The following is a 22,166-nucleotide window of genomic DNA, read 5'->3' as shown; positions in this document are numbered from 1 at the left end:
GGGGCTTCAACCAGGCAGCGCCAGCGGGCGCGCGTGGAAAGTATGCAACCAGTCCGACAGGTCGGCTGTCAGTAGGCTGGTGACCCGGCGTGTGCGCAAGTTGAGGATATCGAAATCGAGCGGCTCGGCCACAATTAGCCGACGCAATGCGGCAAGGTCTTCACCAAGCTCCTGGTTGCGCTGCGCAATCCCGGCAAAATCGCTCTGCATCCGGATGCCGTAGATCGCCGCCCCAACCGCAGGCAACGCGGCGGTGAGGATCGTCACGATCAGCGTCGCGCGATCGGCCAGGTGCTCGACGTTGCTTTCTACCATCCCGGCGGCCTTGATCCCCAGCAGGAATATGCACGCAAGCGCGGTCAGCCCGAACAAAGTGGTGCCGAGCAGATGTAGCCGGTGATCCATCCGGTGCATCCGGCTGGCATCGGTTCGCATGTAATCGGTCTGGCCATCGATCAGCTCGACAAGGTCTTCGCGCACCCTGCCAAGATAGGCCTCGTCGACATGGGCAGACGGCAAGCCAACTTCGCGCGCGGTCGCGCGCACACACCACGCCACCCACTCGGCGGTCTCCTTGGCGTGGGCGCGCAAGTCGAGAATCCCAAGGCGGCTCGCTATCGACAGGCAACGCAATCGCTCGGCGAGCGCGCGATTGTCGAGCCAAAGCGCATGCCAGTTCGCCCGGTTGCCAGTTCGCGTCTGGATCAGGATCAGCGCGATGATCACCAGTTCGATCGACACCAGCAGCGGCTTGAACGAGTGCGGCAGGACCAGCCCGAGCAGCGATAGCGACACCGCCAGAGCCGCGAAGCCGAAATTGCCGACATAGGCGCTGCGAAACAACTGCGATGATCGCCGCGCAACTGCATCCGATTCGGCAAAGCGCGGCAGCAGGATGCCGTTCATCCGGCCGCAAAAAGGTCCATCGTCGCGGCAATGGCTGGCGATCTGCTCGCTGCTCCCGGCAAGGTCGAGTCGCCCGTCGAAATCCGACTTTCGCAATCGCCGCACGCCGAACAAGGCAAGCAGCACCGGATAGGCCACGGCGAGCGACAAGCGCCGTTCGCCGACCGCCTCGAAGCGGCCGACGATGGAGCGCTCACCGGCGTCGGCGGGCGCGCTGAGCAGCGGGGTCACCACCGAAGGAAGCGCATCGAGCTCAAGTCGCGCAACGCTATCGACCGTCTGGCTGCCGAGGTCGACTTCTTCGAGTCCGCTCCACAGCAGCTTGGGCGCGCCTTCGGCGTGCGAATCGAGATGGATAACGGGGATGCCATCAGCGACCGCTTCGGCGATGATCTGGGCCGATCCGCCGCGCCCTCGCGCCGGCTTGCCGTCCCACACCGCGATCAGGATGTCGCACTGTTCGAGCACCACGCGCCCGGCCCGCTCGTAAGCTGCCCCGCTCATCCCGTTGGCATCGCGTACCCCGCCAAGCTCGTAGACCGCCTCGCTCGCGGCGAGGTTGGCAAGATAGCGTGCATTGGCTTCTGCGGGCTGGTGATCTTCGGCGTAATCGTCGCGCGGGAAAGGAAGCACCGAATCGAGCCGCCAGCCGCGCTCCAGCGCGCATTCGGCAGCGATCGAATCCGCCCCTTGCGCCAGGCCGGTAACCAGCCGCAGGCATTGCGGGCTCTCGAGCGACGCTGTCGCCTCCAACCGCTCGAGCACCGCCATGATGCGCGCGCGCAGCGACGGCAGGCTATCAGGTTCGAGCCCGGCCAGCCGGTGCCCGGTCACACCGACCCCGAGACACGGCCGAGGTGCGGCAGGATCGCTAGCGCCTGTCATGACCGCGACGTTAGCCAAGGACACTGCAGAACGATAGCGTCTTCATAACCCGCAGCTTGTGTGTGCTGGTCACTGTCTGTCAGGTGCCGGAACGATCTCGAGCAGTTCTGCAGGGCCACTTCCAAAGCCTGTCGGCACGAGCTGCAAATCGTGGCGTTCGCGCAATGCGCGGGTGACGTAGCCCGGCCATACGAACACCCGATATCCATGCGCGAACGCCTGTCCGATCAGGCGATAGTCGAACCGGCCGTTGCTCGGGTCGCGCTGGGCAACGACGTGGCCGGGCCGGGCGACCCAGCCGATCATGAACCGGCCCGGGACATATGCGATCGAGCGCATCGGCATCTGGCCGTATTCGCGGCCCAATTCGACCGAGCGGTCGCGGGTGTGCTGGGCGATCCAGAAGTCGCTGTAAGAAATCATCGTCGCCGCGCCGACTCCCGTCGTTGCCGCAAGCAGCAGCGCCGTGCGGATCCACCGCTGCCCGCGCCAGGCAATGCCCGACGCAAACGCCAGCGCGGAGATCGCCAGGAACAGCCAGGTCGGCAGTATCTGGCTCGCTCCGCCGAGACGCGACGGGGCATATTCGACCCACTGCCAGTGCCCACAGCTCCCCACCGCCAGCCCCAGCGCCGCGATCGCGAAGGGGAACCGCGCCGCGCTCCACAGGTCGGCCAGCAACGCAGCCGCCAATGCACAGGCGAACGGTACCAGCGGCAGGAAATAGCGCATGTTGCTGCCCAGTCCGCCGTGCCAATCCTTGGGAAAGAACGGCAGGCTCCACACTACGGCCAGCATCAGGACCGTGAGGCCGATCTTGCGATCGACGCCCTTTTTTCCAAACGGTGCGGCAAACAGCAGCGCAAGCCACGGCATCGACTGGCCGAGCGCTTTCTTCCAGTACCCCCAGAACAGCACCGTCCCGTCAGGCATCGAAGTAAGCGCGGAGCGCGTGTCGTGAATCGTCGTTGCATCGACCACCAGCGCCCAGAACCCGTGCAGGTAGCGCTCGACAAAGCCGTGCGCCGCCACCAGCCCGACGACAAACAGCACGGCCCCGGCCCACACGATCGGCTTGCGATTGCCCGCCCGCGCCCATGCCAGCCGCACGCCAACCAGCGCCAGCGCCAGCACGGCAAGCGCGGCGATCGCAAGGATATGCGAACCAAGCGCTGTATCCCCGCCACCGCTCTGGCCGTACGACACCGGGCTCCATGTCCCGAACTTCGCATGGTTGATCCATGAGGACAGCGCCATGAACGGCGCGAACCCTGCGCCAACCAACGCCAGCCGCAAATAGGGCCGCGCAGTGAAGACGAAAAGCGCGAGCCCGATCGCCGGGAGCGCCAGCACCGCGTCCGCGCGAAACATCTGCCCCAGCCCGACCAGAGCGCCGATCGCAAGTGCGCGGGCGACTTCGGGGTGGTCGCTCGAAAGGCAATCGAACACCAAAGCCATTGCGCCGAGGAGGCACATCGTCTCTACCGAGTGCGGCCAGACCGCAAACGCGTATTCGAGGAAGAACGTCGAAGCGAGCAGGAGAAGGGCGGCGACCACCCCGGTCTTCGCCCCGCCAAAATGGCGTGCCGCCATGCGACAGAGCAGCCAGACGGTCACCGCCGCTGCCAGCGCATTGACCAGCATCAGCCCGTGCGTCCCGAATGCCGCCAGCAGCGGCGCGCCGAGCACAGCCATCCCCGGCGGGTACTGCGGCACGATGCCTTCCGGGCCATTGACCATCAGCATCGGAGTGAGCTGGTACGACGCGAGGCCCGGCGCACCATTGGCAAACACGTAGCTCCCGGTGCCCATCATCGCGTGCGCGCCGAGATAGTTGATATACTCGTCGAGCGTGAACAACCCCGGCGAAAGCGCAAATGTCGCGGCGGCGAAAGCGGCGAGCAGTGCGGCCAACAGCCAGTATTTGCCGGGAATGCGGATAGGGGATGCCATCTGTCTCGCGGTTCTCTAAAGCCTCGGGGCGCGTGAACGGGGGCCTGTGGCAATCGGGTGAAGACAGTCAAGCACAACTGGATGCGCGGGCTCGAGGAAGTGCGCCGACTGGCCGCCGGACCGATCGCGCGGGCCAGCGGCCTCAGCATGGGGATTCGCCTTTCGGGCATGGTCCTGCTGTTCGTGCAAGCGATCCTCACTGCGCGGCTGCTCGGTCCGGCGGGTTACGGCATCACCGCAACGGTGGTTTCGGCGGCACAGGTCCTGTCGGGTATCGCGATGCTCGGATTTGGGCCGTTGGCGGTGCGCGAAATACCTTCGCGCACGGCTGCGGGCGAACCGGGAGCCATTGCGGCGTTCCTGCGGTTTTCGCTTGCAGTGACCTTGGTCGGGACATTGCTCGTCGCGGCGCTCGCCACGCTGGCGCTCGTGCCCGAACTCAGGATCGAGGACGAACTGCGGATTCCGCTCGCCCTCGGCGGAGTGCTGGTGATGCCGCTCGCGCTGATCGCGTTGATGCGCGGTTGGGCGCAAGGCTTCGGTCGGGTCGCGATGGCGCAAGTGCCGGGCGAGTTTCTCCGCCCGCTGGCGATGGTCGCGACGATGATTGCGATCGCGCTGATCGGCGTGAGGTTCACCCCAGCGAGCTATGTCGTTGCCGCCAGTGGAGCGGCTTTCGCGGGTGTTCTGGCGGCCGCTGTCTGGCAATGGCGCAGCGAGGCGCGGGCGCTGCCCCGCCCCGGCGAATGGATGGGCGGCAAGCAAGCGACGTTGGCCGCAATCCCGTTCCTCGGCTTGGGGTTAGCGGCATTGCTGCAAGGCGAAGTCAATACGCTGCTGCTTGCGGCCTTTGCCGGCCCGCGCGAGACCGGATTGTTCCAGCCGGTCGCGCGACTCGCGCCGCTGCTCGCATTGCCGGTGCAGGCGGCAACGATGCGCTATGCCCCGCGCATGGCCGAGCTGTGGCACCACGGCGAACATGCGCAGATTCGTTCGATCACCCGCACCTTCACCTGGACCACCACGGCAATCACGCTCGTTGCGGGCCTGGTTATTGCCGGGACCGGCCCGTGGCTGATGCTGGTATTCGGCAAGGACTTCACCGCCAGCGCGCCGCTGCTGTGGATCGTCGCGCTGGCGCAAGTGTTCAACGCTGCCTGCGGGCCGCTCGGCGCGCTGTTCGCGATGGCCGGGCGGACCGGGACCGCGGTTGCGGGGCAGCTGGCGGGCCTCGCGGTCAACGTCGCGGTCGGCTTTGCATTTATCCCTATCTACGGCGCGACGGCGGCCGCCTGCGGGATTCTTGCCGCGACGGTCACGTGGAACGTCGTGCTGCTGTGGGCGATCCGCCGAAAGCTGGGGATCGACCCCTCGCTGCTCGGCTTGCTGGCGAAGGATCAGGGCAGCGCCGCGACATAGGCGCGCAGCTTCGCGCGATAATCGAGACACCGTGCGTGCAGCGAACGGCTGCGCTGCGCACGATCAGCGAGAACCGCATCGAGATGGGCGGTGAACCGCGTCGGCGAGAACGCTTCGTATGCGACCACGCACTCCTCCGCTCCGATCGATTCGGCGAAGTCGCGGCACTTGTCGCGATAGGCGAGCAGCAGGTTCGGCACTCCGCACATCGAGGCCAGCACGCTGCCGTGAAGCCGCACGCTGATCGACAGGCTCGCGCCGTTGGTAAGCGCCGAATAGGCGGCGAAGTCGCGCGGCTGGCGGATCGGTTCGTTCGCCAGACCCGCCCGCTCCAATAGTGCTGCAATCGGCGCGAGGTCGTCGGCATGGAACGCCACCGGGATTGCCGTCCAGCCCGACTTTGCAAGGTCGACCAGCGCCTCTGCCAGCGCGACATCGAACCGTGCCAGACGTTCGGTATCTGCGTGGCTTTGCCCCACGCAGGTGTTGACCAGCACGGTCTTCGCCGTCGGGTCTGCCAGCGGCGCATCGGGTGTGAGCGCCAGCGCAAGGTCGCCGATCACTTCCGCCTGCTCGACCCCCGCCGCCTTCAGCCGCGCCAGCGAGCGCGGTCCGCGCACCCCGACCCTCTCGAATCGGTTGAGGACAGCAACCCAGCGCGGATCGAGCCCCGCTTCGCCACCTGAGAATCCCGCGCTGCCGACCCCGGTACCGAGTGTCGCCAACCGCGAGCCTTGTGCAAGGCAGGTTTCGACAAGCTCGATATACCCCGCGTTGACCAGCGTCCCGCCGCCGAGGAACACGTGGGGGTGTCGACGTTTGCCGCCAAGCGGAGTGCCGCCAAGGATTTGCTCGATCCGCGGGGTCGCCATCGGCTCCACCTTGCCACCAAGCAGGCTCTCCGCTGCTTCGACCATTGCCTCGTCGCCAAGGTTCGCATGGCCGACCCAGCCGATATAGCCGGGTTGATTACTAGGTCGCAGCGCACGCGAACCAGCCGTCCTGGCAAGATTGAAGGCAGAGTGAAAACGGCTCATCGGGCGCGCTTCGTCAGGCCTTGGCTCAGCCGCCCGTAGTTCATCGCTGCCCGCGTCAATGCATCGGCGGCACCGGTCCGATCGGCCAGCACGAACCGTATTGCCGCCCGCACAGCGAATGCAGGCACTTTCAAAGCCGCCAACGCCGCCTCCGGCAATGTCTGCCCCTCGACTAGCGCCGCACCGCGCCCGATCCGCGCAAACCGCGCCAACTGGTGTCCGAGCCGCATCTCGTCCGGAGCGATCACATGCCCGACTGTCGCATCGGGAACGAACGAAATCGCATTGCCGCGTTCGGCCAGCGCGCTCACGAAACGGGTGTCTTCGCCGCCGGTCGACGTACCGCCGGACCCGAAATTGACCTTTCCGGTTTCGAAGCGAAGCGAACCCAGCGCGCTGCGGCGCATGGCGAAATTACCGCCTTTGACGTCAATCGGGTCGATTGGTGCGGCCGGCCTCCCTCCAGCTGTGCAACCGCAGGCCCGGCCCTCTGCCGCCAGCGAAGCCAGCCACTCGGGGGGCGTAGCGAGCCAGTGCGGCGTCACGCCACCGGCAAAAACTGCGATGCCCGGGTCGCGCTCCGCCGCCGCCACGTAGGCGCGCAGCCAGTCCGGTGCAGGCATGGCGTCATCGTCGAGAAATACCAGCAGTTCGCCCCGTGCCCGCTCCAATGCGCGGTTGAGCGCGTGCGACTTGCCGGGCACCGGCTCGGCCAGCACTTCGCCGCCATGCTGATCCGCGAACGCCTGCAGCAAGTGCGGCGTGGCGTCATCGCTTGCGTTGTCCACCAGCAAGTATTCGAATTCACAATCCGGCCGAATGATCGCAGCCAGCGCGCCAAGCGCCAGCGGCAAGGTATCCGCTCCGTTGCGACTTGCCATGATGATCGAACACCCGTCCATGCCATGCCGCCATAGTGCGCAGCGTAGGGACGCGACAAGCGCCGCGAACACGGCTATCGCCGGGCGCAATTCGCACCCAGCCGAGAAAGCCCGCCTTCGTGACCGCAACCCCGCGCCTTTCGGTGGTGATGACCGTGTTCAACGGCGAACGGCACTTGCGCGAAGCGATGGACAGCATGCTGGCGCAGACGATGGCGGATTTCGAGCTGCTGGTGGTCGACGACACGAGCGGCGACGCTACCCCGCAGATTCTCGCCGACTATGCCACACGCGATTCGCGGGTGCGGGTGATCCGCAACGAAAGCAACCTCGGCCCCTACCCCAGCGCCAACCGCGCACTGGAGCAAGCACGCGCGCCGATCGTTGCCCGGATGGACGCCGATGACGTTGCTTTGCCCGAACGGTTCGCGAAGCAGGTCGCATTTCTCGACGCGCATCCCGATCACCTGCTGGTCGGCTGCAGCTATGCCTCGATCGACGAAGCGGGTCGCCAGCGGTTCATCCGCAGCAATCCGATGGACTGGCGGGTAGCCGGATGGACCGTGCGGCTGCGAATGCCGATGGTCCACCCAGGATTCTGCTATCGCCGCCTGCTGCCGGACGGAACGCCTGTGCGCTACGCTGAAGATTTTCGCTTCGCGCAGGATTTCCGGCTGGCCGGAAAGCTTGCCCAGGCGGGCAGGATAGCAGTGCTGGAGGAGGTGCTGGTCCACTACCGGATGCACCCGGACAACATCTCCAGCAGCAAGCTGGCCGAACAAGACCTTGCGGCACGCAACATCGCGTGGGAGCAGGTCTCTACGCACTATCCCGAAGCACTGCACAAGCGGCTCGGTGGGTTTATCGACGTGCTCTACCGCCAGCGCGATCCCGACGCAGCATTGCTTGCCGAAGCGATCAGCGGAATGCGCGCGGCAATTGCGTTCGACGGCGTGGGGCTTTGGGCGAAACGGCGCGCGGCGGGAATGATAGCAGAGGCGTTCCTGCGCAGTGGCGGAATGCAGGCAGCACGGCTCGGCATCGCATTCGCGCGGCTTGCGCCCGACCTGCTCGGGCCGCTGGCGGTGCGGTTCCTGGAACTGAAGGGCTGGAAGGCGCAGCGGCCCGCCCCCTAGCCCAGGAGCTTACCCTTGAGCCAGCCGAGCGCGTAGGGCGGCAGGGTAATCGGCAGCGTCAGCCAGTCAGCCAGCCCCGGCTTGCGTGAAGGTGCCGGCGCGCCGCCCAGCACCGCTCGGCCGTGTCCGGCGTAGAACAGCCGCCGCGCAATCCACGGCAGGCGGGTGCGTTCGGGTGAAACAACGTGCGTCACGCACGCCGCGCCGCAATAGCGGATCTCCAGCCCCGCCGCGACGGCACGCGCGCAGAACTCGCTCTCTTCGCCGCTGAACAACTTCCCTTCGCGCCGCCCGAGCGTGGGATCGAACCGCATGTGCGGAGGCAGCTTGGCAAGATCGACGCCGAACGCTGCACCGACGACGCGATGATACGGGAGTGTGGCATTTCCCAGGTCGAGCATCGAATACTGGTCAGCGACTACCCGCGCCTTCGCCCATAGCGGAGGCGCGCCGGGCCAGCCGGGTACGATCCGGCTGCCGACGATTGCTACCTTGGGGTCGCCGTCAAGAACCCGCGCCAGCTGGGCGGCCCAGTTGGGCCGGGCCATCGCATCGGCATCGAGGAACAGGAGGTTGCCATGTGCCGCTTCGTCCATCGCGAGGTTGCGCGCGTGCGACAGGCCGCGAAGTTCGCCGCGGATCATCCGGAAGGCGAGGTTTCCGCCCGCGAACATCGCTTCGGTGATGCCGCCGCCCATGTCCTGTTCGATGAACAGCACTTCGCCGGTGACGCCTTCCTGCGCAACAGCATGGCGGATCGCCTCGGCCACCAGCGCATCGGGTTCGGCATAGCGGGTGAGGGTAATCGTGACGGCGGCAGTCAAGCGATATCCCCTGTCGAAGCGGCAGCGCGGGTGCTACCTGCCAATGCGAACTTCGCCCCTAGTCTCCAACGGCCCGGCCCTCAAGCACTCCCCCATGCCCGACACCAAACCCAAGCGCATAGCCATCGTCGGCCCGCTGCCGCCACTGCGCAGCGGGATCGCGCGGCATACCTGTGCGCTGGCGGCAGAGTTGGCAGGGCGCAAAGGGCTGGAGGTGCGGGCGTGGTCATTCAGCCGGCAATACCCAGCGCGGTTATTCCCTGGTGAAGCGCAGGTCGATCCGGCGCTGGCCCCTCCAGCTGGAGTGGCCGTTGCGACCTCAATCGACACACTCCTTCCGCTGAGCTGGGGACGCACCGCAAAGGAGATCGCCGAATTCGCGCCCGACATCGCGATCGTCCCCGCATGGACATTCTTCGTCGCTCCTGCGCTTGGGTGGATATCCCGCAGCCTGCGCAAGCGCGGCATCGAAGTGGTGGCAATGGTCCACAACGCGCGCGATCACGAAGCCGCCAGATGGAAGAACCGCCTGCTCGGTTGGCAGGTCATGCAGGCAGGCCGGGCCGTCGCGCACAATGCGCCTGTCGCGGCAGAAATTGCCCGAATTGCGCCGCTTCTCCCCTCGGCGATCTGTCCGCATCCGCTCTACGACGACTATCCAGCGCCAACCGGCAGCCTGCCCCGTCGGGCGGGCCTGGAGCTGCTGTTCTACGGGCTGGTGCGGCCCTACAAGGGACTGGATGTGCTGCTCGATGCGCTTGCCAAGAGAGAGCTTCGCGACGTCAAGCTGACCGTTGCGGGCGAATTCTGGTCTGGCCTCGACGGTGTGCGCCGACAAGTTGCGCAACTGGGTATCGAACCGCTGGTCGAGATCATCCCGCGCTACCAGTCGGATGCCGAAACCGCCGAATTGTTCACCCGCTGCGATGCTTTGGTGGCACCCTACCGCGCAGCCAGCGGTTCGGGCGTACTGGCGTTAGCACAGCATTACGAGCGTCCGGTCATCGCCAGCGATGTGCCGGGTCTGCGCGAAGCGGTTTGCGACGGCGAGACCGGGTGGCTGTTTCCAGCGGGCGATGTCGACGCCTTGGCCGCGCTGCTCGCGACCAAAGTCACCCGCGAAAATGCCCGATCAATGCAACCTGCGCTGGCTGGCCAGCGCGCCAGCTTGTCGTGGGCGCGACTAGCCGACGCATTGCTCGGCTAGTCGTCGAGATTGTCTTCGATCCGCCGCACGCGGTTGGAAAGCTGTTCGAGCAGTTTGCGGTTGGCACTGACGAGATCGGCGAGGATCCCGAGCATGACACACAGGAACCCCAGCACCAGCAGCCCGACTCCAAGCACCAGCGATTGCAGGTGGCCATCGCCCTTCCCGTCCAGGAAGAAATAGAGGAACCGTAGCACGGGAATTGCGCCGATCACTCCAAGCAACGCACCGACAAACGCGAATATCTTCAGCGCATTGTACTGCGCATAGGCGCGCAGGATCGTGGTGCCGGTATTGACGATGAACTGCGGGATCGAGCTGAACAGCCGCGACGGGCGAATTGGGCCATTGGTTCGCACAGGGACCGAAGTCACCGCCATCCGCTTGCGCCCGGCCTGGATGAGCATCTCGGTGGTGTATGAAAATTCGGTGGTGACGTAGATTCGCCCTGCCGCCTCACGGCTCATTGCACGGAATCCGCTCACCGCATCGTCGACCTGCACCCGCGACAAGCGCCGCACGGTGGCGCTGCCGAGCCGTTGGAGCAGGCGCTTGAGCGGGCCGAAATGCGCGTTCTGGCCGACCCCTCGATCGCCGATAACCACGTCCGCGCTGCCGTCGAGGATCGGTTGGACCAGCGCAGCGATATCCGCGCCTTCGTATTGGTTGTCGGCATCGGTGTTGACGATCACGTCGGCACCTGCGGCCAGCGCTGCCTCGATTCCGCTGCGGAATGCTGCTGCCAGCCCGCGGTTGCGGCGATGCCGCACGACATGGTGTACGCCGAGCGAACGTGCGACCTCCGACGTACCGTCGCGGCTGCCGTCGTCGATCACGAGGTATTCGATCGTATCGACCCCCGGGATCGCGCGCGGCAGGCACGCGATCGTCTCGGGCAAGTGGTCCGCCTCGTTGAATGCCGGGATCTGGATGATGAGCTTGGTCATGCGATGTCGGTCCCTTGTCGCTGCCCCCCATAGGGCCTGCGGATCGCCACCGCTACCGGCAAGCCCGGCTCGTTGCCTCCGATAGCAAAAGGGCGACCCCCTTGAAGGAGCCGCCCTTGCCGTATCCGGAATACCGGAAGAAGCGTTAGCGCTTCGAGAACTGGAAGCTGCGGCGGGCCTTGGCGCGGCCGTACTTCTTGCGCTCGACCACGCGGCTGTCGCGGGTCAGGAACCCGGCAGCCTTGATAGCGCTGCGCAGCGCCGGCTCGTACTTGCTCAGCGCCTGGCTGATACCGTGCTTGACGGCACCCGCCTGACCCGAAAGGCCACCACCGCGAACGGTAGCAACGATGTCGTACTGGCCGGTGCGATCGGTCACGCCGAACGGCTGGTTTATCACCAGGCGCAGCGTCGGACGCGCGAAGTAGACTTCCTGATCGCGGCCGTTGACGGTGATCTTGCCCGAACCCGGCTTGAGCCACACGCGGGCCACGGCATCCTTGCGGCGACCGGTGGCATAGGCGCGGCCATGCTGGTCGAGCTCCTGCTCGCGCAGCGGCGCTTCGGGGGACTGGGCGATCGCTTCCGCGTCAGCGGCAGGCGCATCACCGGCGATATCCTTGAGGTCGGCGAGATCCGACACAGTGTTGTTTTCGTCAGCCATCACGCGGTAACCTTGTTCTTGCGGTTCATCGAAGCGACGTCGAGCACTTCGGGCTGCTGGCCGTCATGCGGGTGTTCGGTGCCGGCATAGAGGTGCAGCGCCTTCATCTGCTGGCGGCCGAGCGGGCCGCGCGGGATCATCCGCTCGACAGCCTTTTCGAGCACGCGCTCGGGGAATTTGCCTTCCAGCACCTTGGCCGGTGTGGTTTCCTTGATGCCGCCAGCGTAGCCGGTGTGCTTGTAGTACTTCTTGTCGGTCAGCTTCTTGCCAGTGAACTTCACCTTGTCGGCGTTGATCACGATCACGTGATCGCCGCAGTCGACGTGCGGGGTGAAACTGGGCTTGTTCTTGCCGCGCAGTATGTTGGCAACGATCGTCGCGAGGCGACCGACTACCAGGCCGTCGGCATCGATCAGGTGCCATTTCTTTTCGACCTCGGCCGGCTTGATCGACCGGGTCGTCTTGGTGAGCGCCTTCATGGCTGGATTCCTTCGAATGTCATCACTGCGCGAATCCCAAGCCGGGCACCCACGCGGAAGCGGCGCATTTGTCGATCTCACCTCGCGAAGTCAAGCAATTCTGCGGGTTTCGAGAGAGGTAAAATAATACCGCCACAACCAGCGTGGAATATTCAGGCTGACTGGAGCGCCCAATGTTCTGCTGAAATCCTGCTGCTCGAACCGACCGTCGAGGTGACCGTCCGCTCGGCACGATCGAGCAGGCCGTCGGGCGAGCGGGAGGCAACGAAACGGACCGTTACTTCACCCGTAGTGCCATCGGGCAGAGGCAGCGAACGTTGCTCGGTCCATCCGTCGCTGCGCGGAGCAAGCAGGTCGCGCGGAAGCCGGCTGACGATCGTTTCCGCGCTCGACTGGAGCTTTGCCAGAAGCAGCCTGGCAGACATGTCTTCGGTATCGATCTCACTGCGGACCCGGTCGAGCGCACTATCTATCTCAGGCGAATCGACGAACTTGTTGTGTTCGACGATCAACCCGGAGGGATCGAGCAGGATGGGAAACAGGCCGCGTTCGTCGCGCTGCCGTTCCAATGCCGCCAAGGCAGCGAGCCCGGGCGGGGTATCGACAGTGACCGAGACCTGCCTTCCGTCGACACGATATCCGGTTGCAATCGGAGCGAACGTGACCTGCCACGTCCGTGAAACTACGATCCGGGCGCCATCCCCCAAGGTGCGGACCAGGCGGCGGGAGAGCGCCAGCTTGCCTTGCGGCGGCGCGATGCGGGGAACCGAGGCACCCGCTGTACCGGCAGGAACCGCCGTGAATGCGGCCGCCGACAGCAATTGCAGCGCGGCGCGGCGGTCCAGCTGGCTCACTGCGCCTCCTCTGCAAGCAAAGTCGGCTGCCGGCCGACCGCATGTGCACCCCACGCCGTGGCGACCACAAGTAGCGCGCCGACCAGCTGGTGAAGCGCTGCGAGCCAGATCGGCACGCCAGTCCACACGACTGCAATGCCGAGCAGGATCTGAGTGCCGAATGCGATGTGGATCGCAATCGATGCGGGCCGGACGCCGCTCGCCTTAACCTTGCGGGCGAGCACGATCAGGAACCCGACCGCAACCCACGCCCACCAGCGGTGGATGAAATGGACCACCGCCGGATCGTTGAACAGGTATCCGGTGAGGGCCGCGTGGTCTCGGGTCGACCCGGGAAATATCGTGCCGTTCATCAGCGGCCATTGGTCAGTGACATGCCCCGCCCTGAGGCCCGCCATCAGCGCGCCGTAGAGCAGCTGCACGAACAGCACCGCGCCGGTGATTGCCGCAATCGGCTTGAGGCGGGCCGGGCGCGAGGCGGGATCGCGCGCCAGCGCCAGAAGGTCGAGCGCAGTCCAGACGAGACCCGCAAGCGTGAACAACGCGGTCAGCAAGTGCGTCGCAAGCCAGCCAGGCGCGACCTCGGTCATCCCCGGCTGGAGTCCCGAGCGGACCATCAGCCAGCCGAACGCCCCCTGCAGCCCGCCAAGGGCCAGCAAGGCAACCAGCCTCCAAGTGTAACCACTCGGGATTTCCTTGCGGATGGCAAACCACAGCAGCGGCAGCGCAAATGCCATGCCAATAAGGCGGCCCAGCAATCGGTGCGAATATTCCCAGAAAAAGATGTACTTGAACTGGTCGAGCGTCATGCCGGCGTGGACCGCGGCATACTGATCGATCTGCCGGTAGTGCGCGAATTCGGTCTGCCACTGCGCATGGGTCAGCGGCGGAATCGCGCCGGTGATCGGATCCCATACCGTGATCGACAATCCCGACTCGGTAAGGCGGGTAATCCCGCCAACCACGACCATTGCCACGACCAGCGAAGCGACGATCAGCAGCCAGCGCGCGATTGCCCGCGGCTTCGGCGCAGTGGGCACGGACCCGGCGAATGCGGGAGGAGCAGGCGAGGCGGCGACCATATCGCGCGGGTTTTGCGTCGGGCGAGCACAATTCGCAAGCGCGAAGTCAACGCGTGCGAAATCCGGGGTTGCGTAACGTTACAGTATTACATACATGGGCCGCAGCAATGAGCACACTTTCGCTTTCCTCGATTCGAGCCGCAATCCATGCGCGGATCGACCGCTTCGGCGTCGCGCTGTCGGCGCTGTGCGCGGTGCATTGCCTTGCCACCCTCGTGCTGGTTTCGGCGCTGGGCCTGGGCGGGCAGTTCCTGCTGAACCCGGCGATTCACGAAGTCGGGCTGTCGCTCGCGATGATCATCGCAGCGGTCGCGATCGGCTCCGGCGCTCTGCGCCACCGCCGCCCGCTGCCGTTCGTTACCGCGATGACGGGTCTCTCGTTCATGGGTGGCGCGCTGGCGATGCCGCACGGGGCCGAAGAGGCCGTGCTGACGATCATCGGCGTCGCGCTGGTGTCAACTGGTCACATCCTCAACTTGCGCCAGTGCCGTTGTGCGCTATCTGGCGCGCATGACTGCGCAGATCACTCTGACCGTTAACGGCGAGTCCCGCCGTACATCCGCACCTACGATTGCCGCGCTGGTGCGCGAGCTCGAACTCGCACCCGAGAAGGTCGCGGTCGAACGCAACGGTGATATCGTGCCCCGCTCGACGCTGGAAGCGGCCACGCTGGCGGACGGCGATACGCTTGAGATCGTCCACTTCGTCGGCGGCGGACAGGAAGATGGCCCTCGCGATGACAGCTGGACAGTTGCAGGCCGTACATTCCGTAGCCGCCTGATCGTCGGCACCGGCAAGTACAAGGACTTCGCGCAGAACGCTGCCGCACTCGAAGCGTCGGGCGCAGAGATCGTCACTGTAGCGGTGCGCCGGGTCAACGTCAGCGACCCGAAGGCACCGATGCTGACCGACTTCATCGACCCCAAGAAGGTCACTTACCTGCCCAACACCGCCGGGTGCTTCGCCGCCGAGGACGCGATCCGCACGCTGCGGCTGGCGCGGGAGGCGGGCGGCTGGGACCTCGTGAAGCTCGAAGTGCTGGGCGAAGCGCGCACGCTCTATCCCGACATGCGCGAGACGCTGCGGGCGACCGAAGTGCTGGCCAAGGAAGGCTTCCTGCCGATGGTCTATTGCGTCGACGACCCGATCGCCGCGAAGCAATTGGAAGAAGCCGGTGCAGTCGCAGTGATGCCGCTAGGCGCACCGATCGGCTCGGGGCTCGGCATACAGAACAAGGTGACGATCCGCCTGATCGTCGAAGGCGCGAACGTGCCGGTGCTGGTCGATGCCGGCGTCGGCACCGCCAGCGATGCCGCCGTCGCGATGGAGCTGGGCGTCGATGGCGTGCTGATGAACACCGCGATCGCCGAAGCGAAAGACCCGATCCGCATGGCCCGCGCGATGAAGCTCGCGGTGGAGGCCGGGCGCGAGGCCTACCTCGCCGGACGCATGGCGACGCGCAAATATGCCGATCCCAGCTCGCCGCTGGCGGGGTTGATTTGAGGGAGTGCAAGGCTCTTGCGGCCTGGAATGGTCCGGGCTGCAATCAGCAGCCCGCAAGCGCGAACGGGCGTCGGCCGGTCAGGCCGGAAGCCAAGCGAGCCGGATGGCTCGCGCCCGGCGCTTGAGGGGCCAAACAAACTAAAACCCTCCTAACGCGAAATTAACCATCTTGGCGGACATTCCCCTTGCAACAGGGGAGTGCCGCAATGGCCACGACGGGTACTGCATCGCTGACGATCAACGAAATGCGCGAGTTCGCCAGCTTCGCGCCGGCCGAACAGCGCTACATTCGCCGCAGTCTAGATATCGGGCTGGGCCGGCAGGATGCCTTCAAGCTATGGGCGCGCGATGCCGAAGAGAACGCCGCGATCCGTAGCCAGTACGTCGCCTACCAGGACCTCAAGGCGCTGCGTGACATGATCCCCAACGAGACCGGGTTCGAGAATATCGAAGCCTTCATCGGCAAGCTGACCCGCGTCGCCGCATTCGACCTCGCGCAGGAGCGGATCGACTGCTTCTCGTCGTTCCGCTTTCTCTACGAGCGACTGTTGGGGGCCGACGTGCGCCCGTGGCTGCCGAGCGCATTCTGCGCCGCCGCCGCGCTGCCGCAAATCCGCCCGAGCCGGCGCAAGATGCTGCTCCAGTCACTGAGCGAAGCCGCCGCGACCGCGCCGGGCTGGTCCGACCGCGCACCGAGCTTCTATCCGGAATTTATCGAGAAAGAGGCAGCTTGACTCGGTGGAAGTAGCATCGATTGGAGAGGCTGCCCCTGCCACTCGTTGTCCATATGAATGGCTAGCACGGGTATTGACCAATTTTGCCATAGCGGAACAGGCGCTCGGCAAACTGTGTCATGGATTACAGCTCCCGATCACGGGCGGCCCACTCTCCAGTCTGAATGAGCTCAGGAGAAGGCTGGTTTCCTCGGAGAACAAGCGGTTTCTTGCGCTCGAAAGACGTATTGCCCGCTGGAGTTCGTACCGCTCCATGCGGCATCTACTCGCACATGCCACGTTGCACTGTCTGATTGATTCGTCCGGCCGCGAAATCGTAGTCACGCGCACGTTACCCCGCGACAAGGATGACGTAACACCAGATCGGATGTGGACGCCGGAAGAACGAGAAGAGCTGCTCCGGCAAGCGACGAATGACAGCCGATCGATAGCCGATCAAGTCGCAAATATCGTTGCCGACGCGTCAAGTATTGCGCGCCTGCGCACCCTCTAACCCCGATACAACCCGTCCAGCCGGTCGCCATACCGCTCGCGGATCTTGTGGCGACGGATCTTCATGCTGGGGGTCATTTCCTCGTTCTCGATCGTGAACGGCTCGTCGGCGAAAGCGAATTGGCGGACCTTTTCGATCACCGAGAGTTCCTTGTTGGTGCGGTCGATCGCTTCGCGCACAGCCGAGCGAAACGGCGGGAAGTCCTGCAGTGCCCTGAAGTCGAACTTCTCGCCGTTTTCGGTTGCCCATTCGAGCGCCCATTCGGCATCGGGCACGATCAGCCCGACGAGATAGGGCCGCTTGTCGCCGCTGACCATCGCTTGCGCGATCTCGGGCTGCAGGGTCAGCATCCCTTCGATCTTCTGCGGTGCCACGTTGTCGCCCTTGTCGTTGACGATCATGTCCTTCTTGCGGTCCGTGATGACGATCCGGCCCTGCTCGTCCAGATGACCGATGTCGCCGGTGTGAAGCCAACCATCGACCAACGTCCGTTCGGTCTCGGCCTTGTTCTGCCAATATCCGTGCATCACCAGTTCGCCGCGCACGAGGATTTCGCCGTCTTCGGCGATACGGATATCCACCCCCCTCATCGGCGGGCCGACGGTGTGCATCGCGATCCCTGCACCGGGGCGGTTGCAACTGATCACCGGCCCTGCCTCGGTCTGGCCGTAGCCCTGGAGCATAGTCAGCCCCATTGCTTCGAAGAACGTGCCGACTTCAGGATTGAGCGGCGCACCGCCCGAAACCATCGCCTTGATCCGCCCACCGAAGCGCGCGCGAATCTTCGGCCGCAGCAGCTTTTCAAGCAGCAAGTTGAGCGTCTTGTCGCCCAAGCGATAGCGCCCTTCAGACTTGCGCGCGCCGAGCGACAATGCGCGCTGCATCATCCCCAGCGCGAGCCCGCCTTGCTTCTCGACCTGCTTCATGATCCGCGTGCGCAGCACTTCGAACAGGCGCGGGACCACGACCATGATCGTCGGCCGCGTTTCCTCGATATTGCTAGCGAGCTTCTCCAGCCCTTCGGCATAGAAGATCTGCGCGCCGACCCCGATCGGAAGGAACTGGCCGCCGGTATGCTCGTAGGCATGGCTGAGCGGCAAGAACGAGAGAAACCGTTCGTCGTCGTCGAGCCCGAAATCGCTGTCGAGGATTTCGGCTGCTCCGGCAACATTGCACAGGATCGCGCCGTGGTGCTGCAGCACCCCGCGCGGCGCGCCGCCGGTACCACTGGTGTAGATGATGCACGCGGTGTCCTCGCGACCAATCCCCGCGATCCGTGCTTCGACCGCCGCACGCGCCGCTGCCGGATCGCCTTCGAGCATCGCCGCCCAGGTGTGCACAGCGAAGTGCCCGCCCTGGTGAGCGCGCACTCCATCAATCGCGATAAGGTGCTCGACGATGCCGGTGCGCATGATCGCCGGGATTAGCGGGACCGAAAGCTTTTCGGTCGCCACGATTGCCGCGCGTGCGCCCGAGTTATCGAGGATATGCTGGTGATCGCGCTCGGTATTGGTGATGTAGGCAGGTACTGTCACGCACCCGGCCGCCATGATCGCAAGGTCCGCGATGCACCATTCGGGCCGGTTTTCCGAGATAAGTGCGACCCGATCGCCCCGCTCCAACCCCAGCTTGCGCAGGTTCTCGGCGATCAGGCAGACCTGCCCGGCCACTTCGCGCCAGCTCTGCGTGACCCATTCGCCCCCGCGCTTGGCACCCAGGAACGGCGTGTCGCCGCGCGCATCGGCACGCGCGAGGAACAAGGCAACGAGATTGTTTGCGGTATCGATGTCGTTCAGCTGCAAGGCTAACCTGCTCCTGCTTCAACGCAGCCCAAGGCTGTCTTGTCGTTCGCGGAATGCTTAAGGGCCCACTGCCGTAGCGGCAAGGCGGTTATTGGAGGATCGCGACCCCTTCGCTGCGCGGATCGCCCGCCCCGGTCCAGCCCTGTGCGGTCAGCAACGCAGCATTGGCCTTCAAGGGCAGCTGACGGACCTTCACGTCCTTGTGGCCGAGCGCTTCGAGCTCGGGGACATATCCGGCCAGCCAGGTATTCGGCTCGATCGCGACTTGCCCGCCGGGCGAAAACAGCATCGGCAATGCCAGCGCCTGGTCGACCGGCAAGTGGAAGTCGATCACTCCGATGATCGCCCGGGTGGTCTGGACCGGGATCGTTGCCCCGCCCGCCGCGCCGACAGCCATCAGAAGCTTGCCGTCGGGCGAGAACACCAGCGTCGGCGACATCGAGCTGCGCGGCCGCTTGCCGCCCTCAACACGGTTGGCCACCGGGCGGCAATCGTGCCCGACCGCCATTTCCAGCTTGCCGTCGGCGATATCGCCCATCCGCGCTTCGCTGCCCCCGCCCTTGCGGTCGGCACAGCTTTCCTGCGGGACGAAGCTGAAATCGGTCAGCTCGTTATTGAGGTAGAACCCTCGGAACATGTCGCCCGAGCCGAACGAGCTTTCGATGGTCGACGTGTACGAGACCGCATCGCCCCATTTGTCGACGACGACGAAGTGCGACGTCCCGTGCTCGGCCGGCCCCTTGCCCGCAGGCGGCGGGAGCGGCAGGCCGGGTTCGACGTCGGTCATCGTGCTGGTCGGGCTGATCAGCGCGCCGCGTTTCAGCAGGTAAGCGTGATCTGTCAGCTCCTTCACCGGGACCGGGACAAAGTCGGGATCGGCCAGGAATCGCTCGCGGTCGGCGTAGGCCAGCCGCTGCGCTTCGGCGAACAGGTGCCAGAAGGTCGGCGACTTGGGGCCGAGCTTGGCAAGGTCGAACGGTTCGAGTTCGCCGAGGATCGCCAGCACGGTGGTCGCGCCCGATGAAGGCGGCGCCATGCCGCATACGCGATAGGCGCGGTATGTGCCGCACACCGCCGGGCGGTCTGCGACTTTGTAGCTTTCGATATCGGCGGCGGTCATCTTGCCGTCACTCGGCGTGTCATTGGCAATCGTGCGCGCGAGATCCTCCGCGTTCTGGCCGGTATAGAGCCAGTCGGCCCCGTGCAGCGCGATCTGCTGGAGGGTCTCGGCGAGCGCGGGATTGCGAACGAGCGTGCCGATCGGCTTGGGGGTGCCGTCTGCCTGGTAGAACAGCGCCAGCCCTTCGGGCGTGCGCCCGGCGGTGCTCTTCGATTCGAGCAGCGTGCTGTAGAGCCGCGGGGTGATCTGGAACCCGTCGCGCGCCAGCCGGATCGCCGGTTCAAGAACGGTCGCCCACGGCAGCTTGCCGTGTTTGCGCATCGCCTCTTCGGCAACCCGCAAGCTGCCGGGGACGCCGATGCTCAGCCCACTCTCGACCGCGGTGCGGAAATCCATCGGTTCGCCGTCGGGCTTGAGGAACCGGTTGGGCGTTGCTGCCGCCGGTGCCTTCTCTCGTCCGTCGATCGTGTCGAGATTGCCGTTCGGATCGGTGTGGACGTAGAAGCCGCCTCCGCCCAGCCCCGAGCTTTGCGGCTCGACCACGGTCAACGACAGCATGATCGCGATCGCCGCGTCGGTCGCACTACCGCCCTTGCGCAACATCTCGACCCCGGCAGCCGCCGCGCGCGGGTCCGCCGCACTGACGATTCCGCGCGTATAGGGCGTCGCATTCGTGGTCTGGACGGCGCGTATCTCGGGATACGGCGCGGTGGCGCAAGCCCCGAGGGTGAGTGGAATGGCGAGCGATGTGACGAAGCGCTTGAACATAGCGCAACGAGCTATCCGGTTCCGACCGCCTCGGCAATCGAGGAAAAGCCTTCCGCCTTCATCCGCGCCTCGAGCCCGGTGACGATACGCCTGGCAAGACCCGGCCCTTCGTAGACCAACGCGCTGTAAAGCTGGACTAGGCTGGCTCCGGCGCGGATCCGCTCCCAAGCATCGTCCGCGTTGCCGATCCCGCCCACCCCGACCAGCGGGATTGCACCGCCGGTCGCGGAACGGAAATCGCGAAGTCGCTGGAGCGCCAATGCCTTAAGCGGGGCGCCCGACAATCCGCCGGTTTCGCCAGCATGGCGTGATTTCAACGGGGGCCGCGAAACGGTGGTGTTCGACACGATCAGCGCACCGAGCCGTTTGTCGAGCGCGATGCGTGCGATCGCCTCGATATCGGTAGGCTCGAGATCGGGCGCGACCTTGAGGAAGATCGGCGGCCCGCCTTCGGGGCAAGCTTCGTCGCGCCCGGCAATCACCGCATCGAGCAGACCGGTGAGGGCGCCTTCGTCCTGCAGCGCGCGCAGGCCCGGGGTGTTGGGGCTGGAGATATTGACTGCAAGGTAGCTCGCGAGCGGAGCCATCGCGCGCGTCATTGTCGCATAGTCAGCGATCCGGTCGGGCGAATCCTTGTTCGCCCCGATATTGATCCCGACCACCCCCGGCCGGCCGTGCCGACGGGCTAGTCGGCTGCGCGCTGCCTCCATCCCGCCGTTGTTGAACCCCATGCGGTTGATCACCGCGCGGTCCTCGACCAGGCGGAACAGGCGGGGCAGCGGATTGCCAGATTGCGGCAGCGGAGTGATCGAGCCGACCTCTGCAAACCCGAAGCCCAGCCCGAGCAAGGCGTCGGGCACTTCGGCGTCCTTGTCGTAACCGGCGGCGATTCCCACCGGGTTCGGGAACGAGATCCCGGCGACTTCGGTCGCGAGCGCACCGGGCTGCGCACATGTCCGCATGGGCGAGAGCTTCAGCGCAGCGAGCGAAAGGTGGTGAGCCGATTCGGCGTCGAGCGCGAACAGGGCAGGGGCGAAAAGGCGGTACAGCATCGGCTTAGCGCTATGGCGACACGCTCAAGGTGTGTCGAGGCTGGACACTTTTCTCGAAGACTGTTTCAGAAAAGTTACAACTATTCACTGTCTTGGGTCCGATTAATTTCGCGAAGCCGCACATAACGTCGCTTTCGTACAATGAACGCAGGCCCGAATCGTGTAGCAAGATTTTGCGACCCGAAGGGCTCTGTGCTGCGAAGCAAGGAGTTCCTCCACTTAACAGGCGGTCCCGGCTTCGGCAGGGGCCGCCTCTTTTTTTATGCTGCGGACAAGTTCGATTTCGTATGCATATCTTGCAATTCCGCCGATTCCTCCCGTATTGAAAGGAACTTGCAGCACAGTCGCATTCGACGCCCGGGGGCATTCGGGCGCAATCAACGGGGACGCGGGCGATGCACGGGCCGGCAGGTAGCGCCA

20 protein-coding genes are annotated in these 22,166 nt (G+C 65.3%); 7 read left to right on the top strand and 13 right to left on the bottom strand.

The features are described 5' to 3' along the window. Positions 1-6 precede the first annotated feature (6 nt). Together CJO11_RS08945 and CJO11_RS08940 are read right to left on the bottom strand one after the other, a co-directional pair. On the bottom strand, positions 7-1,791 hold the full coding sequence (locus CJO11_RS08945; RefSeq protein ID WP_150125007.1) for a hypothetical protein: 1,785 nt from the start codon (positions 1,789-1,791) through the stop codon (positions 7-9). 69 nt (positions 1,792-1,860) lie between these two features. After that, positions 1,861-3,744 (bottom strand): ArnT family glycosyltransferase, encoded by a 1,884-nt coding sequence (locus tag CJO11_RS08940; protein WP_095012400.1) that lies wholly within the window; start codon positions 3,742-3,744, stop codon positions 1,861-1,863. Positions 3,745-3,801: 57 nt separating this feature from the next. Between CJO11_RS08940 and CJO11_RS08935 the strand changes: the two genes are divergently transcribed. Next, positions 3,802-5,163 (top strand): lipopolysaccharide biosynthesis protein, encoded by a 1,362-nt coding sequence (locus CJO11_RS08935; protein WP_095012399.1) that lies wholly within the window; start codon positions 3,802-3,804, stop codon positions 5,161-5,163. On the opposite strand, the gene CJO11_RS08930 is transcribed toward CJO11_RS08935, so the two are convergent. Together CJO11_RS08930 and CJO11_RS08925 are read right to left on the bottom strand one after the other, a co-directional pair. Continuing rightward, positions 5,142-6,200 carry a polysaccharide pyruvyl transferase family protein gene (locus CJO11_RS08930; RefSeq protein WP_095012398.1) on the bottom strand — a complete coding sequence of 353 codons (1,059 nt, stop codon included), beginning with the start codon at positions 6,198-6,200 and terminating at the stop codon, positions 5,142-5,144. The genes CJO11_RS08935 and CJO11_RS08930 overlap by 22 nt on opposite strands. Continuing rightward, a complete protein-coding gene (locus tag CJO11_RS08925; protein WP_095012397.1) occupies positions 6,197-7,102 on the bottom strand; it encodes a glycosyltransferase family 2 protein in 906 nt (301 codons plus the stop codon). The genes CJO11_RS08930 and CJO11_RS08925 overlap by 4 nt, the downstream gene beginning before the upstream one ends. Positions 7,103-7,200: 98 nt before the next feature. Between CJO11_RS08925 and CJO11_RS08920 the strand changes: the two genes are divergently transcribed. Then, on the top strand, positions 7,201-8,217 hold the full coding sequence (locus CJO11_RS08920; RefSeq protein ID WP_095012396.1) for a glycosyltransferase family 2 protein: 1,017 nt from the start codon (positions 7,201-7,203) through the stop codon (positions 8,215-8,217). Here CJO11_RS08920 and CJO11_RS08915 read toward each other — a convergent pair. Then, complete coding sequence (locus CJO11_RS08915; RefSeq protein WP_095012395.1) at positions 8,214-9,041, bottom strand: glycosyltransferase family 2 protein; 828 nt, start codon at positions 9,039-9,041, stop codon at positions 8,214-8,216. The two genes, CJO11_RS08920 and CJO11_RS08915, sit on opposite strands and share 4 nt — an antisense overlap. 94 nt (positions 9,042-9,135) lie before the next feature. On the opposite strand from CJO11_RS08915, the gene CJO11_RS08910 reads away from it, so the two are divergent. Continuing rightward, on the top strand, positions 9,136-10,248 hold the full coding sequence (locus CJO11_RS08910) for a glycosyltransferase (RefSeq protein WP_169829164.1): 1,113 nt from the start codon (positions 9,136-9,138) through the stop codon (positions 10,246-10,248). Here CJO11_RS08910 and CJO11_RS08905 read toward each other — a convergent pair. The 5 genes from CJO11_RS08905 to CJO11_RS08885 all read right to left on the bottom strand — a co-directional run bounded on the left by CJO11_RS08905 (position 10,245) and on the right by CJO11_RS08885 (position 14,274). Then, positions 10,245-11,195: a glycosyltransferase family 2 protein gene (locus CJO11_RS08905; RefSeq protein ID WP_095012393.1), complete on the bottom strand. Its 951-nt coding sequence runs from the start codon at positions 11,193-11,195 to the stop codon at positions 10,245-10,247. The genes CJO11_RS08910 and CJO11_RS08905 overlap by 4 nt on opposite strands. Before the next feature lie 145 nt (positions 11,196-11,340). Further along, the gene (rpsI, locus tag CJO11_RS08900; protein ID WP_095012392.1) at positions 11,341-11,859 is read right to left on the bottom strand and encodes a 30S ribosomal protein S9; all 519 of its coding nucleotides are present in this window, start codon (positions 11,857-11,859) and stop codon (positions 11,341-11,343) included. Then, positions 11,859-12,338, bottom strand: coding sequence for a 50S ribosomal protein L13 (gene rplM, locus CJO11_RS08895; RefSeq protein ID WP_095012391.1), 480 nt, complete (start codon positions 12,336-12,338; stop codon positions 11,859-11,861). Before rplM ends, rpsI begins: the two co-directional genes overlap by 1 nt. A 152-nt stretch (positions 12,339-12,490) precedes the next feature. Continuing rightward, a complete protein-coding gene (locus CJO11_RS08890) occupies positions 12,491-13,192 on the bottom strand; it encodes a hypothetical protein (protein WP_095012390.1) in 702 nt (233 codons plus the stop codon). Then, entirely contained in the window at positions 13,189-14,274 is a 1,086-nt protein-coding gene (locus tag CJO11_RS08885) for a COX15/CtaA family protein (protein ID WP_095012389.1), read from the bottom strand. The genes CJO11_RS08890 and CJO11_RS08885 overlap by 4 nt, the downstream gene beginning before the upstream one ends. 107 nt (positions 14,275-14,381) lie before the next feature. Here CJO11_RS08885 and CJO11_RS08880 point away from each other — a divergent pair, with 107 nt between their 5' ends. The 4 genes from CJO11_RS08880 (at position 14,382) to CJO11_RS13190 (ending at position 17,004) form a co-directional block, all read left to right on the top strand. Beyond that, positions 14,382-14,813 (top strand): MerC domain-containing protein, encoded by a 432-nt coding sequence (locus tag CJO11_RS08880; RefSeq protein ID WP_095012388.1) that lies wholly within the window; start codon positions 14,382-14,384, stop codon positions 14,811-14,813. After that, positions 14,785-15,777 carry a sulfur carrier protein ThiS gene (thiS, locus tag CJO11_RS08875; RefSeq protein WP_095012387.1) on the top strand — a complete coding sequence of 331 codons (993 nt, stop codon included), beginning with the start codon at positions 14,785-14,787 and terminating at the stop codon, positions 15,775-15,777. The genes CJO11_RS08880 and thiS overlap by 29 nt, the downstream gene beginning before the upstream one ends. A 206-nt stretch (positions 15,778-15,983) precedes the next feature. Beyond that, positions 15,984-16,511, top strand: a complete 528-nt coding sequence (locus tag CJO11_RS08870; RefSeq protein ID WP_095012386.1) for a hypothetical protein — start codon at positions 15,984-15,986, stop codon at positions 16,509-16,511. A 73-nt stretch (positions 16,512-16,584) separates the two neighbouring features. Next, positions 16,585-17,004, top strand: coding sequence for a hypothetical protein (locus CJO11_RS13190; protein WP_150125005.1), 420 nt, complete (start codon positions 16,585-16,587; stop codon positions 17,002-17,004). Here the strand turns inward: CJO11_RS13190 and CJO11_RS08860 are convergent. The 3 genes from CJO11_RS08860 to CJO11_RS08850 all read right to left on the bottom strand — a co-directional run bounded on the left by CJO11_RS08860 (position 17,001) and on the right by CJO11_RS08850 (position 21,746). Then, positions 17,001-18,806, bottom strand: a complete 1,806-nt coding sequence (locus CJO11_RS08860) for an AMP-dependent synthetase/ligase (RefSeq protein ID WP_095012384.1) — start codon at positions 18,804-18,806, stop codon at positions 17,001-17,003. The genes CJO11_RS13190 and CJO11_RS08860 overlap by 4 nt on opposite strands. 88 nt (positions 18,807-18,894) lie before the next feature. After that, complete coding sequence (ggt, locus tag CJO11_RS08855) at positions 18,895-20,694, bottom strand: gamma-glutamyltransferase (RefSeq protein WP_095012383.1); 1,800 nt, start codon at positions 20,692-20,694, stop codon at positions 18,895-18,897. Between the two features lie 11 nt (positions 20,695-20,705). Then, the gene (locus tag CJO11_RS08850) at positions 20,706-21,746 is read right to left on the bottom strand and encodes a quinone-dependent dihydroorotate dehydrogenase (protein ID WP_095012382.1); all 1,041 of its coding nucleotides are present in this window, start codon (positions 21,744-21,746) and stop codon (positions 20,706-20,708) included. Positions 21,747-22,166: the final 420 nt, after the last annotated feature.

Source organism: Tsuneonella mangrovi, assembly GCF_002269345.1.
GTDB classification, from domain to species: domain Bacteria; phylum Pseudomonadota; class Alphaproteobacteria; order Sphingomonadales; family Sphingomonadaceae; genus Tsuneonella; species Tsuneonella mangrovi.
Note: the sequence above shows the minus strand (reverse complement) of the source record. Positions and strands in the feature narration are given on the sequence as shown.

What these genes read in the sequence shown, in the direction of transcription:
- CJO11_RS08945 (WP_150125007.1), bottom strand. Translation starts at nt 1,791, where the DNA reads ATGACAGGCGCTAGCGATCCTGCCGCACCTCGGCCGTGTCTCGGGGTC.
- CJO11_RS08940 (WP_095012400.1), bottom strand. Translation starts at nt 3,744, where the DNA reads ATGGCATCCCCTATCCGCATTCCCGGCAAATACTGGCTGTTGGCCGCA.
- CJO11_RS08930 (WP_095012398.1), bottom strand. Translation starts at nt 6,200, where the DNA reads ATGAGCCGTTTTCACTCTGCCTTCAATCTTGCCAGGACGGCTGGTTCG.
- CJO11_RS08925 (WP_095012397.1), bottom strand. Translation starts at nt 7,102, where the DNA reads ATGGACGGGTGTTCGATCATCATGGCAAGTCGCAACGGAGCGGATACC.
- CJO11_RS08910 (WP_169829164.1), top strand. Translation starts at nt 9,136, where the DNA reads ATGCCCGACACCAAACCCAAGCGCATAGCCATCGTCGGCCCGCTGCCG.
- CJO11_RS08905 (WP_095012393.1), bottom strand. Translation starts at nt 11,195, where the DNA reads ATGACCAAGCTCATCATCCAGATCCCGGCATTCAACGAGGCGGACCAC.
- rpsI (WP_095012392.1), bottom strand. Translation starts at nt 11,859, where the DNA reads ATGGCTGACGAAAACAACACTGTGTCGGATCTCGCCGACCTCAAGGAT.
- rplM (WP_095012391.1), bottom strand. Translation starts at nt 12,338, where the DNA reads ATGAAGGCGCTCACCAAGACGACCCGGTCGATCAAGCCGGCCGAGGTC.
- CJO11_RS08885 (WP_095012389.1), bottom strand. Translation starts at nt 14,274, where the DNA reads ATGGTCGCCGCCTCGCCTGCTCCTCCCGCATTCGCCGGGTCCGTGCCC.
- CJO11_RS08880 (WP_095012388.1), top strand. Translation starts at nt 14,382, where the DNA reads ATGAGCACACTTTCGCTTTCCTCGATTCGAGCCGCAATCCATGCGCGG.
- thiS (WP_095012387.1), top strand. Translation starts at nt 14,785, where the DNA reads ATGACTGCGCAGATCACTCTGACCGTTAACGGCGAGTCCCGCCGTACA.
- CJO11_RS08870 (WP_095012386.1), top strand. Translation starts at nt 15,984, where the DNA reads ATGGCCACGACGGGTACTGCATCGCTGACGATCAACGAAATGCGCGAG.
- ggt (WP_095012383.1), bottom strand. Translation starts at nt 20,694, where the DNA reads ATGTTCAAGCGCTTCGTCACATCGCTCGCCATTCCACTCACCCTCGGG.
- CJO11_RS08850 (WP_095012382.1), bottom strand. Translation starts at nt 21,746, where the DNA reads ATGCTGTACCGCCTTTTCGCCCCTGCCCTGTTCGCGCTCGACGCCGAA.